Origin of the sequence: Comamonas sp. 23, assembly GCF_049601575.1 — a bacterium.
GTDB classification, from domain to species: domain Bacteria; phylum Pseudomonadota; class Gammaproteobacteria; order Burkholderiales; family Burkholderiaceae_C; genus Comamonas; species Comamonas squillarum.
In genome coordinates this window covers 3,918,887-3,934,631 of the sequence record NZ_CP187127.1, presented here as the reverse complement: position 1 = coordinate 3,934,631, position 15,745 = coordinate 3,918,887, and the positions used below count along the sequence as shown (strand labels likewise).

The following is a 15,745-nucleotide window of genomic DNA, read 5'->3' as shown; positions in this document are numbered from 1 at the left end:
GGTGTTGTGCGGGTGGGCCGCTCAGCGCGGCTGGGGCGGCGGGGCGCTGGTGTCCCAGCCTTGCAGGTGCTGCAGGGCCAGCTCGCGCAGCGCCTGGATCCAGCGGGGCTGGTCGTTCAAGCAGGCAATGTAGTCGAACTGCTGGCCGCCTGCATGGACAAAGGCTTCGCGCACCTCCTGGTTGATCTCCTCGAGCGTCTCCAGGCAATCGGCGGGAAAGCCCGGGCACATCACCTGCACATGGCGCAGGCCTTGCTGGGCCAGCGCGATCAGGCTGGGCTCGGTATAGGGCTCCAGCCATTTGGCCTTGCCAAAGCGCGACTGGAAGGTCAGCAGGTACTCGCTCTCGGCCAGGCCTAGCTCGGCGGCCAGCAGGCGGGCCGTCTCCTGCGATTGCTGCTGGTAGGGGTCGCCCAGGCGCACATTGCGCTCAGGAATGCCGTGGAAGCTCATCACCAGCTTGGGCGCGCGGCCATCCATCTGCCACTGCTTGCGCACGCTCTGCGCGAGCGCCTGGATATAGCCCGGGTCGCGCTGGTAGCTGCGCACAAAGCGGATCTCGGGGATGTCGCGCGCGCTGGCGCACCAGGCGTTGACCGCATCGACCACGCTGGCCGTGGTGGTGGCCGAATACTGCGGGTACAGCGGCAGCACCAGCACACGGCGCACGCCCTCGGCCTTGAAGGCATCGAGCTGGCGGGCAATCGAGGGGTTGCCATAGCGCATCGCCGGCCGCACCAGCACCTGGTGGCCCGCTTCGCCCAGGCTGCCGCGCAGCAGTTTGGCCTGCTTGTCGGTCCAGACGGCCAGCGGCGAGCCCTCGGGCATCCAGATGCTGCGGTACTTGGCGGCCGACTTGGCCGGCCGGGTGCGCAAAATGACGCCATGCAGTATCGGCTTCCAGACCAGCGGCGGGATCTCGACGACGCGCTGGTCGCTCAGAAACTCGGCCAGGTAGCGGCGCGTGGCCGCTGTGGTGGGCGCATCGGGTGTGCCCAGGTTGCACAGCAGGATGCCGGTTCGGTCAGGGAGGGGTTGGCCAAGGGGCTCGGGTCGAAAGCGTGAAACCATGGCTAGGATTGTCGCAGCTTGGCGGCCGGCCCCGGTGCATACCCCTGGGCGCAGCGGGCCCGCGCGCGCTTGTCGGGCTGCGGACGGCTGCGGCGCGCCAGGCGGCCGCGATCCGCTATGCTGGGCGCCATGCTCGATCTCTCCCGAATCCGTGCCATCAGCCTTGACCTGGATGACACCCTCTGGCCCGTGCTGCCCACCTTGAAGGCGGCCGAGGCCGCACAGCACGCATTTTTGCTGGACCATGCCCCTGCCACTGCGGCGCTGCTGCAGGACGCGGCCGAGGCCCAGCGCATCCGCCAGTCGGTGCGCGATGACTTTGTACACCTGGCGCATGACATGACGCATTTCCGCCAGCAGTTCATCCGCCGCGCGCTGCAGCAAAGCGGTGGCGATGAAGCGCTGGTCGAGGCCGTTTTTGCCCAGTTCTTTGCGGCCCGCAACCGCGTGACCTGGTTTGCCGAAGTCGAGGATGCGCTGGTTTGGCTCTCCTCGCGCTACCCGCTGGTCGCCGTCTCCAACGGCAATGCGCAGCTGGACCTGGTGGGCCTGTCGCCCTGGTTTGTGGCCAGCACCAGCGCGCGCGAGGTGGGGGTGGCCAAGCCCGATCCGCGCATTTTTGCCGCTGCTGCCGAGCGCGCAGGTATCGATCTGCCGGCCTTTTTGCATGTGGGCGACGACGCCGAGCTGGATGTGCAAGGCGCGCTGGCCTGCGGCATGCAGGCCGCCTGGGTGCAGCGCCAGGAGCTGGACCACCACCAGCGCAGCGAAGCAGGCCTGGCCTTGCGCTGGCCCTTGAGCAGCCCCCCGCCCCAGGCGCTGGTGCGCAATCTGACCGAGCTGTGTGATCTGCTGGGGCGGCGCGCTGCCTGACAGCTCGGTAGCGCCACGGCGGTGATTGCTGCACCCACTGCAGCTATCTATTGTATGGCGCACTATTTATCCGTATCCATGCAGGCTCTAAGCTGGCGCCATCGACAAAACCGCAAGGAGTGATAGATGGCGCAAGTGATTCGTTTGGCAGCGGCCGGTGGCCCGGAATGCATGCAACTGCAGCAGCTGGATGTGGCCGCACCCGGCCCGGGGGAGGTCCTGCTCGCGCAGGAGGCGGTGGGCGTGAACCCGCTCGATGTGCTGCAGCGCAAGGGCATAGCGCCCATCCCGCTGCCATCGGGCCTGGGTCTGGAGGGCGCGGGCACCGTGCTGGCGCTGGGCGCCGGGGTGAGCCAGGTGGCGGTGGGCGACCGGGTGGCCTATGCCACCGGCCCCTTGGGCGCCTATGCCAGCGAGCGCCTCTACCCGGCCGAGCGCCTGGTCAAGCTGCCCGATAGCATCAGCGCCGAGCAGGCCGCCGCCGTGCTGTTCAAAGGCATTACCGCGCAGTACCTGCTGACGAGCACCTATGCCGTCGGCCCGGGCACCGTTGTGCTGCTCTATGGCGCATCGGGCGGTGTGGGCCAGCTGATGGCCTCCTGGGCCAAGCACCTGGGCGCCACCGTCATCGGCGTGGTCTCCAAACCGCAAAGCCAGGCGCGGGCGCTGGCTGCCGGTTGCGACCAGGCGCTGGTGTTCGATCCCCAGACCCTGGCCGCCCAACTGCGCGAGGCCACTGCCGGGCGCATGGCCGATGTGGTCTATGACGGCCTGGGCAAGCTGTCGTTTGCCGCATCGCTGGACTGCCTGCGCCCACGGGGCCTGATGGTGTCCTTTGGCGCCACCACCGGCGCGCCGCCCGCCGTCGAAATGGGCACGCTCAACGCCAAGGGCTCGCTCTACATCACCCGCCCCTCACTGGCCGCGCACACTGCCTCGGCGGCCGAGTACCAGCAGCGCGCCACTGCCGTGCTGCAGGCAGTGGCGCAAGGCATCCTCCAACCGGCCATTGGGCGCCGCTATGCGCTCGCCGACGTGGCTGCCGCCCATGCCGATCTGGAAGCGGGGCAGACACAGGGGGCGGTGGTGCTGCTGCCTTGAAGCCAGGCGGCTTGTATGGCGGCATGGCCGCCCAGGCAAGGGCCGCCACCGCGTCTTCGTCTATAGTGCGGACACCAACCACTCCGCCAGCGACCATGCCCCTGCTCGACAGCCAACACGCCGATGAACTCAGCGCCTTGCTGGCGGTGTTCGATGCCGGCTCGTTTGTCGCAGCGGCCGCGCAGTTGCAGCGCCACCCGACGGTGCTGTCGCGCCGGCTGAGCGCGCTGGAGGCGCGGCTGGGGATTCGGCTGCTGGAGCGCTCCACGCGCCAGCTGCGGTTTACCAGCGAGGGCCAGCATTTTGTGGCCCAGGTGCGCGAGGCGATGGCCTTGCTGGAACAGGCCCAGCGCCAGGCCAGCGAGGCCGCGGCGGTGGTGCGCGGGTCGCTGCGGCTGTCGCTGCCGGCCAGCATGGGGCGGCGCTGGCTCAGCCCCATGGTGGCGGGGTTTGCCAAGGCCCACCCGCAGGTGGTGCTGGATGTGGAGTATGCCGAGCGCTTTGTCGACATCATCGGGGAGCGTTTTGATGCCGCGATCCGTATCGGCTCGCTGGCCGACAGCAGCCTGGTGGCGACCCGGCTGTGTGACCACCGGCGCCTGGTCTGCGCCGCGCCCAGCTATCTGGCAGCGCAAGGCTGGCCGCAAACGCCGCAGGACCTGGCCAGCCACCGCTGCCTGGGTTTTACCGGGCTGCGCAGCTACCCGCAGTGGCAGTTCTCGCGCGCGGGGGAATCCTGCACGGTCAGTATCCGCGCCAGCATGGTGAGCAATGACAACGAGGCCTTGCTGGTCGCCGCGCGCCAAGGGCTGGGCATCATTGCGGGCGGCGACTGGTTGCTGGGCCCCGAGGTGGCAGCGGGCCATCTGCAGGAGGTGCTGCCGCAGTGGCAACTGCAGGCCGATGCCGGCATTTACCTGGTGCGGCCTTCCAGCCAGTGGCGCAGTGCCGCATCCAGCGCCTTGCGCGACTGGGTGATGGCGCATTTTGCGCAGGGCGCGCCCTGGGGCCAGCCAGAAGGCGCTGCTTGAGGAAGGGTCAGGCCAGCGCGTGGGCGGCGGCAATGCCGCTGCGCACGGCGCCTTCCAAGGTCGCGGGGTAGGGCCCGTCGATATAGTCGCCGCAGGCCAGCAGACCGGGTGCAATGGCCATGCCAGGGCGCTGCAGCCCAGGCGTGCAGGCAAAGGTGGCGCGCTTTTCCACAATGGTTTTGAGGGACTGCAAGGCCAGGCCCAACTGGGCCTGTGCCTGGGCGATGACCTGCTGCTCGATCTCGGCGCGGTCGCCCTCGCTAGTACTGATGACAAAGGCCAGCAGGCCCGCCGGGTCACCCAGCTGGGCGCGGTCGAACACAAACTGCGCGGGCTGCAAAGGGCTGCTCTTTAGCGCCAGCCAGGGCGCAGTCAGGCTGTGGCCCTGGGCGTTGGGGGCCGGGTTCCAGGCGTAGACGGTGGCAATGGCGGTGTGTGCCAGGCGCTGGGCGTCGTCGGCCCAGGCCTGAGCCTCTGCCTGCTCGGGCGCTGACGGATCGGCAAAGGCCGCTTGCACCAGGCGCGCGGCCTCCCAGGCCGGGCAGGCCAGCAGAATCTGGTCATAACGCTGGCCGTTGACCCGCCAGCCGGACTCGGACCTGGCCAGCTGTTGCACCCGACCGCTCAGGTGGCAGTCATGGCCCCGGGCTTGCAGCCAGCTGGCGGCAGCATCGGGGAAGAGCCTGCCAAGGTCCACCAGCGGTAGCCAGAAATGCGAGCCTTTGTGGGTGGCAAACAGGCTGTCTTGCAGCACGCGCAGAAAGACCTGGCCGCTGGCTTCGTGCAGGGGCGTGTTCAGCGCCGAGATGCACAGCGGGTCAAAGAACTCTGCGAGCAGGCGCTGGGGCAGACCGGCGCAGAGATCGGCCACGCTGGCCTGCGGTGCGCAGCGAAAACCCTGGCGTTGCCAGGCGGCGGCGCGGCGCAGCAGTTGCAGGCGTTCGATCAGCGACCAGCCCCTGGCCGTGGCAATGCCGATCAGCGCATCCCAGGGCGGGGCGGTATCGGGAAACTGAATGCCCCGGCCGTCGGGGTAGCGCATGGCCAGTGGTCGCTTGATAAAGGACGCATCGGTGCTGACACCCACCCGCTCCATCAGCGCGCGGCAGGCGGTGTAGGCACCAATCAGAATGTGCTGGCCGTTGTCGATGGTGATCTCGTCGCCGCCGGGCAAGGCCAAGGCCAGACCGCGCGCGCGGCCGCCCCAGTGGGCGGAGGATTCCCAGACCGTCACCTGGTGGGCGCTGACCGCAGCGAGCTCGACGGCAGCGGCCATGCCGGCCCAGCCGCCGCCGATCACGGCGATACGTTGGCTGCGGTCCACTTACATGCGGCCCAGCGCTTGCATGCGCCAGGCCAGCCAGAGCTTGCGCAGGGGAGTCAGGCTCACGCGCTGGTGCAGCACCTGGAACTTGTCCTGCTCGATCTCGCGCAGCAAGGTGCGGTAGATGCTGGCCATCATCAGCCCGGGCTTTTGCGCGCGGTAATCGGCCTGCGGCAGCAGGGTCAGCGCCTCGTCATAGAGCTGGTGGGCGCGCTGGGCCTGAAAGCGCATCAGCGCTTCGAACCGGTCCGAGTACTTGCGGTTGAGCACCTCATGCGCCTTGACATCGAACTGCTGGAGCTCATTGACGGGCAGGTAGATGCGGCCGCGCATCGCGTCCTCGCCCACATCGCGAATGATGTTGGTGAGCTGGAACGCCAGGCCCAACTTGTGGGCGTACTGCGTGGTTTGCGGGCTGGTCTGGCCAAAGATGCGGGCTGCCACCTCGCCCACCACGCCTGCCACCAGGTGGCAGTAGCGCTGCAGGCCGGGAAAATCCAGATAGCGGGTTTGCTCCAGGTCCATCTGGCAGCCTTCGATCACCGCCAGCAGGTGCTCGGCCTGGATGGAGAAGGCGCTGGCATGGGGCATCAGTGCCTGCATGACCGGGTGGCTGGGCTGGCCGGCAAAGCTCTTGCGCACTTCGCTCTGCCACCAGGCCAGCTTGGTCGCTGCCACGCCCGGGTCGCTTACCTCGTCGACCACATCGTCGACCTCTCTGCAAAAGGCGTAGAAGGCGGTGATCGCTGCACGCCGGTCTTTGGGCAGGAAGAGGAAGGCATAGTAAAAGCTGCTGCCGGAGGCTGCGGCCTTGTTTTGAACATACTGCTGGGGCGTGGTCATAAGCGCCGTATTGTCCCATGGGCCGGATGCCCGGGAAGAGTACCCCAGCGACAGAGATGCAAGTCATCACGGCGCCTTGCCTGGCCTCCCTGTGAGCCCGAGCAAACCGGGCTGCACTGCCCCGATGGCGGGGGTGAGTGCTTGCACAGCTTTGTTGACAATGCCTGCCGGAGTGGCTGGGGTGCGAATAAAAGGGAAAAATTATAAATAAATTCAAAGATCTTTTTCCATATGGCGGAAAGGCAGGGTGCGGCGGGACGGCGGATCGAAGTCTTTTGTTGCAATAGTTGTTGGGTATTGACATGTCGATCTCCATATAATCGCTGTCGTCATTGAGCACAAGGGGAGATGCATGCCGCCCGGGCACCAGGACCAAAGCCAACAACAAGTCCGGGATCCCACACTGACGGCGGCATGTGTGGAGGGACGCTGCAGGCACCACGATTGACGGGGTGCCTGTGGCGGATCTTTCTGTCGTGGATCTAGCGGGTACGGGCTGAGCACCATTGAGGGGTTCAGCCCGTTTTCCTTCTGGGTCTGTGAGCCATCGTGTGATGGGCCGCTTGCATAATGCTGCCATGCGCATACTCCTGGTAGAAGATGATCAGATGATTGGCGAAGTGGTGCTCGATGCACTGCGTGCCGAATCCTGGGCGGTCGATTGGGTCAAGGACGGGGCGATGGCGCAGACGGCGCTGGCGACTGCCGGCTACGACTTGGTGCTGCTGGACCTGGGCCTGCCCAGGGTGGATGGACTGCAGGTGCTGCGCGAGATGCGCGCGCGCCAGGTCCGCATCCCCGTGCTGGTGGCCACCGCGCGCGATGCCATTGCAGAGCGCGTCGCGGGGCTCGATGCCGGTGCCGACGACTACATCATCAAACCCTATGACCTCGATGAGCTGCTGGCGCGCATCCGCGCGCTGCTGCGCCGCGCCAGCGGCCGGGCCGAGCCCGAGTACTGCTGGGGCCAGGTGCGTCTGGTGCCCGCCTCGCGCGAGGCCTTTGTGGCCGGCCAGCCGGTGCAGCTGTCGGCCCGTGAGTGGGCGGTGCTCGAGCCCTTGATCGCCCGGCCCGGCCGCGTGCTCTCGCGTGCGCAGCTGGAAGAAAAGCTTTATTCCTGGCGCGATGACATCAGCAGCAATGCCGTCGAGGTCTATATCCACGGCGTGCGTAAAAAGCTCGGCGCCGATCTGATCCAGAATGTGCGCGGCCTGGGCTACCTGGTGCCGGTCGAGTCGCTGCCAAGCGGGGTGGCGCCTTGAGCCATGCGCTGCGGGCCGGGCGGCCTTTTTCGCTGCGCGCGCGGCTGATCTGGGCGCTGCTGGCCGTTGTGGTGGTGGCCGCGGGCCTGCAGGCTGTCAGCATCTACCGCACGGCGCGGGCGGAGACCGAGGCGCTGTTCGATGTGCAGATGCAGCGCATTGCGCTGGCGCTGTCGGCCGGGCTCGCGTCCGAGGTCGCGTCGGACGCGCTGGCCGATCCGCAGGCCAAGGCGCAGGACATGATTGTGCAGATCTGGCGCGCCGACGGCATCATGCTCTACCGCTCCAGCAACTCGCGCCTGCTGCCCCAGGTCGCCGTGCTGGGGTTCAGCGATGCGCGGGAGCACGGCGTGGCCTTTCGCATCTATGCGCTGCAGACGCCGACCCAGGTGATCCAGGTGGCGCAAGAAGCGGCATCGCGCGGCCAGATGGCGGGCAATGTGGCCTTGCGCTCCATCGTGCCGGTGCTGCTGTTGGCCCCGCTGATCATGCTGGTGGTGTGGTGGGTGGTGGCCCATACCTTGGCGCCGTTGGCGCGCACCCGCGCGCAGCTGGCGGCGCGCCAGGCCGATGACCTCTCGCCGCTGGCCGATGCCGACCTGCCGCTGGAAGTGCAGCCCCTGGTGCAGGAGATGAACCTGCTGCTGGCGCGCTTGCAGGCGGCCTTTGATGCGCTGCAGCGCTTTGTAGGCGATGCTGCCCATGAGCTGCGCACACCGCTGGCGGCCTTGCGGCTGCAGGTGCAAGGCCTCGCCCGCGCGCCCGATGATGCCGCGCGGCGCGTGGCCAGCGAGCGGGTGATGGCCGGCATCGACCGGGCCACGCGCATGGTCGAGCAGTTGCTGCACCTGGCCCGCCAGGAGGCCGGGCAGATGCAGGCGGCGCCTGCGCAGCCGGTTGCGGTCGCTGCGCTATGCGAGATGGCGGTCGATGAACTGCAACCGCTGGCCCAGCAAGCCGGCTTGACCTTGCAGCACCAGCTGGACGACACCCTGGAGCCCGTGCAGGGCCAGGCCGATGCGCTGGGCCTGCTGCTGCGCAATCTGCTGGAAAACGCGCTGCGCTACACCCCCGCTGGTGGCCAAGTGCTGTGCCGCTGGTACGCCGATGCCGAGTGCCAGCGCGTGCTCAGCGTTGAAGACAGCGGGCCCGGTATCGCTCCCGAAGAGCGCGAGCGGGTTCTGGACCGCTTCTACCGCGTGCCCGGCACCACCGCGCATGGCAGCGGGCTGGGGCTGGCCATTGTCAGCGCGGTGGCGCGCCAACATGGTGCGCAGTTGCTGCTGGATGCATCTCCCAGCTTGGGTGGCCTGCGGGTGCGGGTGATTTTCTAAGCCCACACGGCGCAACTGATTCGTTGTAAATATCAGCTTATTCAATCTGCGAACTTCTAGGGTTAGCAGGGGGAGGGGGCTGTCGGTACCCAAGGGATAAAGGAGCGTAAACTTAGGAGACCGGCATGAACCCATGGAACATCGCGCTCAGTGCAGCGCTGTTGGGGGTGTGGGGCGCTGCAGCGCAGGCCCAGCCCAAGGCCTATCCGGAGCAGCCCATCAAGCTGGTGGTGGGCTATTCACCGGGCGGCTCGGTCGATATCGTGGCGCGCCAGTACGGGCAAAAGCTCTCCGAGCTTCTGGGCCAGAGCGTGATTGTCGAGAACAAGGCGGGCGCGAGCGGAACCCTGGCCGCCAATGCGGTCAAAAACGCAGCGCCCAATGGCTACACCCTGTACTTTGTGGCCAGCCCCACGATCAGCATCACGCCGGCGGTGACCAGCACCAGCTTTGACCCGGTGGCCGATTTCTTGCCCATCGGCTCGGTCGTCAAGTACACGAATGTGCTGCTGGTGGGCGCGCAGTCGCCGTTCAAGTCGCTGCAGGAGCTGGTGGCCTTTGGCAAGGCCCAGCCGGGCCAGCTGAGCTATGCCTCGGCGGGCAATGGCTCGTCCAACCACCTCTCGGGCGTGCTGCTGGCCAAGTACGCGGGCATCACGATGACGCATGTGCCTTTCAAGGGCAATGCGCCGGCCATGGCCGAGCTGATGGCCAACCGCGTCTCCATCCTGTTCGATCTGAACACGACGGCTGTCACGCAGGTGCAGGGCGGCAGCGTGCGCGCGCTGGCACTGACATCGCCGCAGCGCAACCCGCAGTTGCCCCAGACGCCGACGATGGCCGAGTGCGGCTATCCCGACTTCAATTTCGAGGGCTGGATCGGCCTCTTGGCACCGGCCAAGACCGCGCCCGAGGTGGTCGAGGCGCTGGCCCAGGCCAACCAGAAAATCCTGGCCGATGCCCGCTTTGTCGCCGACATGGAGCGCTCGGGCTATGCCATCGACCCGGTCAGTACCGCTGATCTGAAAAAACGCATTGCCAGCGACTACGCCTTCTTCAAGCCATTGGCCCCGGACGTTCAGGCCAGCCAATAAAACCACTATGCCCCACACCTTCAATATCGGCGACCTGGTCGCCCAGTTCCTGCACGCCATCGGTACCGAGCTGGTCTTTGGCATCATCTCCGTGCACAACATACCGATCATGGACGGCATCGCGCGCCAGGGCGGCATCCGTGTGGTGATGACGCGCGGCGAGATGGGCGCGGCGCATATGGCCGATGGCTATGCCCGCCGCAGCGGCAAGCTGGGCGTGCTGGTCTCCAGCACCGGGCCGGGCGCGGCCAATACCGTGTCGGGCTTGCTGGAGGCCTCGTTTGCCTCCAGCCCGCTTTTGCATATCACCGGCCAGGTGCCGCGCAAGTTCTTGGGGCGCGATACCGGCGCCACCCACAATGTGCGCGACCAGCTGGGCATGCTGCAATCGGTCTGCAAGGCCAGCTACCGCATTGAGCGGGCTGAAGACGCGCTGCGCATCTTGCAGCAGGCGGCCAGCGAGGCGCTGACGGCGCCGATGGGGCCGGTCAGCATCGAGATTCCGATCGATGTGCAAAAGCAGCCCATCCCGCAGGCCGATGCGGACACCAGCCTGGCGCTGCCGACCCTGCCTGCGCGCCCCCGGGCCAGCGATGCCGATATCGCGCAGCTGGCCGAGCGCGTGCGGGCTGCGCGGCGGCCCATGCTCTGGGTGGGGCGCGGCGCCATCGATGGCGGCGCAGCGCTGCAGCAGCTGCTGGACAGGGGCTTTGGCATGGCATCGAGCTGGGCCGGGCGCGGCATCGTGCCCGAGGACCACCCTTGCAATCTGGGCGGCCTCAACGGCACCGGCGCGCCGGAGGTGATTGACTTCTACAAGACCGTGGACCTGATGCTCGTGGTGGGCTCGCGGCTGCGCGGCCAGGAGACCGTGGACCAAAGCCTGGCCTTGCCCGGCCAACGGGTGCAGATCGACCTGGACCCCGCGGCCGAAGGGCGCAGCTATGACTGCGCGCAGTTTGTCTGTGGTGATGCCCGCGATGTCTTGGAGCGCCTGGTCGCGGCGCTGGGCAATTACCAGGCCGAGCCCGGCTACCGCGCGCAATTTGCAGAGATGAAGCAGCGTGCCCGCCAGGCCTTTGCCCGCACCCTGGGCCCCTATGCCGGCTTTGCCGAGCAGCTCCGAAGCCAGCTGCCGCGCAACGCCGTCTGGGCGCGCGATATCACCGTCGCCAACTCCACCTGGGGCAACCGTTTGTTCGAGGTCTATGGCCCGCGCGATGCGATGCACCCGGTGGGCGCAGGCATTGGCCAGGGCCTGCCGCTGGGCATCGGCGCGGCCTTTGCCGCTCGTGGCGCCAAGACCGTGGTGCTGAGCGGTGATGCCGGCTTCATGATGAATGTCTGCGAGCTGTGGACCGCCATGCAGGAAGCGCTGGACATGCTGTTCATCGTCATGAACGACGCCGGTTACGGCGTCATCAAGCACATGCAGGATGCGAACTTTGGCGGCCGGCGCGTCTATGGCGATCTGGCGCCGCCGGACTTTGCGTTGCTGGCCCAGTCGGCGGGCATCGCCTACCGCAAGCTCAGTGAGGCCCATGGCTTGGCAGAGGCCGTGGCGCAGCTGGCGAGGCAACCCGGGCTGGCATTGCTGGAGGTCGATATGCTGGCCATTGGCGAGGCACCGCCGTATTTCCCCTACCAAAAGTCCTGAGGCCGAAAGTGAGGCGCGTCTAAGTTTCTTCTAAGTCTGGGCAGGCACATTAGCTCCATCGACCTCATGCAAGTGGTATTCAGGAGTACAAAATGTCTGTTCCTTCTTTTCAACTCGGTTCGCGCAAACTGGTGGCTGCCTTGCTGACGGCAGGGGTGTTGGGCGGCGTGGGTGCCTCTGCGCTGCAGCATGTGCAGTGGAGCGCCCATGCCCAAGGCGCGCCTGCGGTCATCGCCCAGTCCGCCCCGGCGGCCGCGCCCATGGTGAGCCTGCCCAATTTCAGCGCCATCACCCAGCAGGCCGGGCCTGCGGTGGTCAATATCAGTGTGCGCGGCACGCGCAAGGTCTCGGACGATGAGGACGACGGCGATGATGCCGATGCCGCACCCTCGGCCAACCGGGGCCAGCAGATCGACCCCAATGACCCGATGCTGCAGTTCTTCCGCCAGTTCGGCTTTGGCGTGCCCCAGCAAGGCATGCCGCGCGGCTTTGGCCGCCAGGTGCCGCAAGAGGTGCCGATGGCCGGCGAGGGGTCGGGCTTTATCATCAGCCCCGATGGCACCATCCTGACCAATGCCCACGTGGTCAAGGGGGCCAAGACGGTAACGGTCAAGCTCACCGACCGGCGCGAGTTCAAGGCCAAGGTGCTGGGCTCGGACCCCAAGACCGATATCGCGGTGATCAAGATCGATGCCAAGGATCTGCCAGTCGCCAAGATCGGTGACTCCAAGGCCATCCAGCAAGGCGAATGGGTGCTGGCCATTGGCTCGCCCTTTGGCTTTGAGAACTCGGTGACCGCCGGTGTTGTCAGTGCCAAGGGCCGTGCGCTGCCCGATGACAGCTCGGTGCCCTTTATCCAGACCGATGTGGCGATCAACCCCGGCAACTCCGGCGGGCCGCTGATCAATGCGCGGGGCGAGGTGGTGGGCATCAACTCGCAGATCTACAGCAAGAGTGGTGGCTACCAGGGCCTGTCCTTTGCGATCCCGATCGACCTGGCGGTCAACATCAAGGACCAGATCGTCTCGCACGGCAAGGTCGACCATGCGCGCCTGGGTGTCGTGATCCAGGAGGTCAACCAGGCCTTTGCCGATTCCTTCAAGCTGCCCAAGCCCGAAGGCGCCTTGGTGGCCAGCGTGGAAAAGGGCGGCCCCGCCGACAAGGCCGGCCTGCAGCCCGGCGATGTGATCACCGGCTACAACGGCCAGGCGATTGTCTCGTCCAACGACCTGCCTGCAGCCATTGCCACAGCGCGCCCCGGCACCCAGGCCGAGCTGCAGGTCTGGCGCGGCGGCAAGGCCACGACCTTGCAAGCCACCCTGGGCGGCAATGTCAGCAAGGGCGAGCAGGTGGCCGGCAATGAGAAGGTCGGCAAGGGCAAGCTGGGCCTGGCGCTGCGCGAGCTGACGCCCCAGGAAAAGCAGGCCAGCGGCAGCCAGCAGGGCTTGATCGTCGAGCAAGCGGCCGGGCCTGCGGCGCTCGCCGGTGTGCAGCCCGGTGACGTGGTGCTGTCCGTCAATGGCGCGGCGGTGAAAGGGATCGAGGATCTGCGCAAGCAGGTCGCCCAGTCCGACAAGTCGGTGGCGTTGCTGATCGAGCGCAATGGCCAGAAGATTTTTGTGCCGGTGCAGCTGGGTTAAGAAAGTTGAGAAAGGCTAGACCATGACCAGCGTATTGCCCTCGTGGGCCAAGGATGGCTGAGCCCTGAGCCGCCTGGCCGCCTGGCCGCAAGGCCCGTAAACACTCTCCTCGGGGGTTCCCATAACCCCTTTAGGCCGGATCGCAGGATTCGGCCTTTTTTTGTGGGGGCGGCAAGGGGGCGAATAGCGGGCGAACAGCGGCTCACATGCGCCAGGCGCGCCACAGCATCAGCGGCACATCGCCCTTGCCAATGGTGCGGCGCTGCCACAGGCTCTGGCCTTGCAGGGCTTCCACCTTATCGAGAATACGCAAACCCCCTTGCACCACCAGGCGCAGCTCCCAGCCGGCGCGGCCGGACACGCGGTGCACCAGCGGCGCGCCTTCTTCCATCAGGCGGCGCGCCCAGGCGGCCTGGTCCATCACCAACTGGCGCAGCGCCGGGCTGTCCTGGCGCTGCTGCATCGCGGCGGCGCTGATGCCGGCGGCCTGGCAGTCGGCATCATTGAGGTAGTAGCGGCCGCGCGGAATATCGACGCTCAGGTCCTGCCAGAAGTTGATCAGCTGCAGCGCGCTGCAGATGGCATCGCTCTGGGTCAGGGACTGGGCATCGTTCACGCCATACAGATGCAGCAGCAAGCGGCCCACTGGGTTGGCCGAGCGGCGGCAGTAGTCGAGCAGCTCGCTGCGGTCGGCATAGCGCGCGCCTTGGGCGGTTTTGTCGATGTCCTGCATGAAGGCGCTGATCAGGTCATCGAGCAGCGCCACCGGCAGCTGCCACTGCACGATGGCCGCCTGCAGCGGCGCGAACACGGCCTGCCAGCGCGCGAGCGGCGGTTGGCCCTGGGCGATATGGGCGAGCGCATCGCGGTAGGCCTGCAGCTCGGCCAGGCGGGGGGGGGCATCGGCATCGCCCTCGTCGGCAATGTCATCGGCCGTGCGCGCAAAGTGGTAGATGGCCGCAATGGGCGGGCGCAGCGCCGGTGGGCACAGCCAGGAGGCCACCGGAAAATTCTCGTAGTGGGTGACGGGCGTGGTCACAGCGGGCGTGGCGGCGGTCGCAGAAGGGGAGGGCGTGGAATCTTTCACAGCGCCGATGCTAGCGCATACCGCGCTGACCACAGGCAAGCATTGACAGCCGACATCGAACTGTCTAAATTAGTGACCGTTTGGTCATTAAGGATCCTCTGCACAGCGCTCCTCCGGAGTGTTTTGCAGAGGGTCCTTGCTGCGTCTCTCCCCTTTTTATCTGCCGGGCCAGGGTCTTCTTGGCCGCTTAACGCCCGATTGCACACCATGTCCCTACCTCTTCGAGCGCCCAGCGCACGTGCCGCAGTGCTGCTGCTGTCTATTGCTACCGTGGCCACATTGACGGCCTGTTCACGCCAGGAATCCCCGCCCGAGCCGATCCGGGCGGTCAAGCTGCAAACGGTGGGGGCGGCGCCCTTGCAGGCGCAGACGGCGTTTGCCGGCGATATCCGCGCCCGCACCGAGGCGCAGCTGGGCTTTCGGGTGGCGGGCAAGGTGCTCAGCCGCAACGTGGAGCTGGGTCAGGCCATCAAGCCCGGGCAGTTGCTGGCGCAGCTCGATGGCGCCGATTACGCGCTGGCCGCGCAAGGCGCGCAGGCCCAGGTGCAGGCGGCGACCACGCAGCGGGACCTGGAGGCGGCCAACTACCGCCGCTTCAAGGAACTGCGTGACAAGAACTTCATCAGCGCCGCGGAGATGGAGCGCCATGCGGCAGCGCTGAAATCGGCCCAGGCCCAGCTCGACCAGGCCAAGGCCAATGCGGCCAGCCAAAGCAACCAGACGGCCTATACCCGCCTGGTGTCCGATGTGGCGGGCGTCGTGACCGCCGTGAATGTGGAGCCCGGCCAGGTCGTGTCTGCCGGCACCCCGGTGCTGCGTGTGGCCAAGGATGGTGCGCGCGATGCCGTGTTTGCCGTGCCCGAAGACCGCATTGCCCAGCTCAAGCCCGGCCAGCCGGTGCAGGTCAAGGTCTGGCCTGAGGAGCAGTCGCTGGGCGCCCATATCCGCGAAGTGGCCGCCAGCGCCGATGCTGCCACGCGCACCTACCAGGTCAAGGCCTCGCTGGATGCGGCGCCCAATGATGTGCTGCCCAAGCTGGGCGCCACCGTGACCGTGCTGCCGCCCGAGCGCGCTGCCGGCGCGGACAAGGCGAGCGATGTGATCAAGCTGCCGTTGTCGGCGCTGTGGGACAAGGCCGGCAGCAGCCAGGTCTGGGTGTTTGACCCGGCCAGCTCCACCGTGCAGCCCCAGGCAGTGGCGGTGGCGCGCATGGACGGCAATGACGCCGTGATCCAAAGCGGTCTGCACGCGGGGCAGCAGGTGGTGATTGCCGGCGTGCATGTGCTCAATGCCGGGCAGAAGGTGACGGTGTTCCAGTCCAAGTATGCGGCTGCTGCGCCTGCGCAAACCCAGGCCGATGCACCAGTGGTCAATGCGCCCGCCGCTGCGGATGCTGCGGCTCCTGCCGCCAAGCAGTAAGAGGTGGCC

13 protein-coding genes are annotated in these 15,745 nt (G+C 67.0%); 9 read left to right on the top strand and 4 right to left on the bottom strand.

Annotation, left to right across the window (positions count from 1 at the left end):
- Positions 1-21 precede the first annotated feature (21 nt).
- Complete coding sequence (hemH, locus tag ACPEE1_RS17780) at positions 22-1,071, bottom strand: ferrochelatase (protein WP_182345162.1); 1,050 nt, start codon at positions 1,069-1,071, stop codon at positions 22-24.
- A 129-nt stretch (positions 1,072-1,200) separates the two neighbouring features.
- Here hemH and ACPEE1_RS17775 point away from each other — a divergent pair, with 129 nt between their 5' ends.
- The 3 genes from ACPEE1_RS17775 to ACPEE1_RS17765 all read left to right on the top strand — a co-directional run bounded on the left by ACPEE1_RS17775 (position 1,201) and on the right by ACPEE1_RS17765 (position 4,076).
- The gene (locus ACPEE1_RS17775; protein ID WP_182345163.1) at positions 1,201-1,944 is read left to right on the top strand and encodes an HAD-IA family hydrolase; all 744 of its coding nucleotides are present in this window, start codon (positions 1,201-1,203) and stop codon (positions 1,942-1,944) included.
- A 126-nt stretch (positions 1,945-2,070) separates the two neighbouring features.
- Entirely contained in the window at positions 2,071-3,045 is a 975-nt protein-coding gene (locus ACPEE1_RS17770; RefSeq protein WP_182345164.1) for a quinone oxidoreductase family protein, read from the top strand.
- A 95-nt stretch (positions 3,046-3,140) separates the two neighbouring features.
- The gene (locus tag ACPEE1_RS17765; RefSeq protein WP_423934191.1) at positions 3,141-4,076 is read left to right on the top strand and encodes a LysR family transcriptional regulator; all 936 of its coding nucleotides are present in this window, start codon (positions 3,141-3,143) and stop codon (positions 4,074-4,076) included.
- 7 nt (positions 4,077-4,083) lie between these two features.
- On the opposite strand, the gene hpnE is transcribed toward ACPEE1_RS17765, so the two are convergent.
- Together hpnE and hpnD are read right to left on the bottom strand one after the other, a co-directional pair.
- Entirely contained in the window at positions 4,084-5,400 is a 1,317-nt protein-coding gene (hpnE, locus tag ACPEE1_RS17760) for a hydroxysqualene dehydroxylase HpnE (protein ID WP_423934188.1), read from the bottom strand.
- Positions 5,401-6,243 (bottom strand): presqualene diphosphate synthase HpnD, encoded by an 843-nt coding sequence (gene hpnD / locus ACPEE1_RS17755; RefSeq protein WP_182345165.1) that lies wholly within the window; start codon positions 6,241-6,243, stop codon positions 5,401-5,403.
- A gap of 578 nt (positions 6,244-6,821) precedes the next feature.
- Between hpnD and ACPEE1_RS17750 the strand changes: the two genes are divergently transcribed.
- The 5 genes from ACPEE1_RS17750 (at position 6,822) to ACPEE1_RS17730 (ending at position 13,230) form a co-directional block, all read left to right on the top strand.
- Positions 6,822-7,505 (top strand): response regulator, encoded by a 684-nt coding sequence (locus tag ACPEE1_RS17750; protein WP_116924932.1) that lies wholly within the window; start codon positions 6,822-6,824, stop codon positions 7,503-7,505.
- Complete coding sequence (locus ACPEE1_RS17745) at positions 7,502-8,839, top strand: ATP-binding protein (RefSeq protein WP_423934183.1); 1,338 nt, start codon at positions 7,502-7,504, stop codon at positions 8,837-8,839. The genes ACPEE1_RS17750 and ACPEE1_RS17745 overlap by 4 nt, the downstream gene beginning before the upstream one ends.
- 125 nt (positions 8,840-8,964) lie before the next feature.
- Positions 8,965-9,933 (top strand): Bug family tripartite tricarboxylate transporter substrate binding protein, encoded by a 969-nt coding sequence (locus tag ACPEE1_RS17740; protein ID WP_423934181.1) that lies wholly within the window; start codon positions 8,965-8,967, stop codon positions 9,931-9,933.
- A gap of 7 nt (positions 9,934-9,940) precedes the next feature.
- On the top strand, positions 9,941-11,590 hold the full coding sequence (locus ACPEE1_RS17735) for a thiamine pyrophosphate-binding protein (RefSeq protein WP_260719021.1): 1,650 nt from the start codon (positions 9,941-9,943) through the stop codon (positions 11,588-11,590).
- Positions 11,591-11,682: 92 nt separating this feature from the next.
- Positions 11,683-13,230: a DegQ family serine endoprotease gene (locus tag ACPEE1_RS17730; protein ID WP_116924819.1), complete on the top strand. Its 1,548-nt coding sequence runs from the start codon at positions 11,683-11,685 to the stop codon at positions 13,228-13,230.
- 202 nt (positions 13,231-13,432) lie between these two features.
- On the opposite strand, the gene hpnC is transcribed toward ACPEE1_RS17730, so the two are convergent.
- Positions 13,433-14,317 (bottom strand): squalene synthase HpnC, encoded by an 885-nt coding sequence (gene hpnC / locus ACPEE1_RS17725; protein WP_423934177.1) that lies wholly within the window; start codon positions 14,315-14,317, stop codon positions 13,433-13,435.
- Positions 14,318-14,524: 207 nt separating this feature from the next.
- On the opposite strand from hpnC, the gene ACPEE1_RS17720 reads away from it, so the two are divergent.
- A complete protein-coding gene (locus ACPEE1_RS17720) occupies positions 14,525-15,736 on the top strand; it encodes an efflux RND transporter periplasmic adaptor subunit (RefSeq protein WP_423934175.1) in 1,212 nt (403 codons plus the stop codon).
- The last annotated feature ends 9 nt before the right edge of the window (positions 15,737-15,745 follow it).

Bases quoted from the DNA above. Each gene is read 5' to 3' on its own strand.
- hemH (WP_182345162.1), bottom strand. From the start codon at position 1,071: ATGGTTTCACGCTTTCGACCCGAGCCCCTTGGCCAACCCCTCCCTGAC.
- ACPEE1_RS17775 (WP_182345163.1), top strand. From the start codon at position 1,201: ATGCTCGATCTCTCCCGAATCCGTGCCATCAGCCTTGACCTGGATGAC.
- ACPEE1_RS17770 (WP_182345164.1), top strand. From the start codon at position 2,071: ATGGCGCAAGTGATTCGTTTGGCAGCGGCCGGTGGCCCGGAATGCATG.
- ACPEE1_RS17765 (WP_423934191.1), top strand. From the start codon at position 3,141: ATGCCCCTGCTCGACAGCCAACACGCCGATGAACTCAGCGCCTTGCTG.
- hpnD (WP_182345165.1), bottom strand. From the start codon at position 6,243: ATGACCACGCCCCAGCAGTATGTTCAAAACAAGGCCGCAGCCTCCGGC.
- ACPEE1_RS17750 (WP_116924932.1), top strand. From the start codon at position 6,822: ATGCGCATACTCCTGGTAGAAGATGATCAGATGATTGGCGAAGTGGTG.
- ACPEE1_RS17740 (WP_423934181.1), top strand. From the start codon at position 8,965: ATGAACCCATGGAACATCGCGCTCAGTGCAGCGCTGTTGGGGGTGTGG.
- ACPEE1_RS17735 (WP_260719021.1), top strand. From the start codon at position 9,941: ATGCCCCACACCTTCAATATCGGCGACCTGGTCGCCCAGTTCCTGCAC.
- ACPEE1_RS17730 (WP_116924819.1), top strand. From the start codon at position 11,683: ATGTCTGTTCCTTCTTTTCAACTCGGTTCGCGCAAACTGGTGGCTGCC.
- ACPEE1_RS17720 (WP_423934175.1), top strand. From the start codon at position 14,525: ATGTCCCTACCTCTTCGAGCGCCCAGCGCACGTGCCGCAGTGCTGCTG.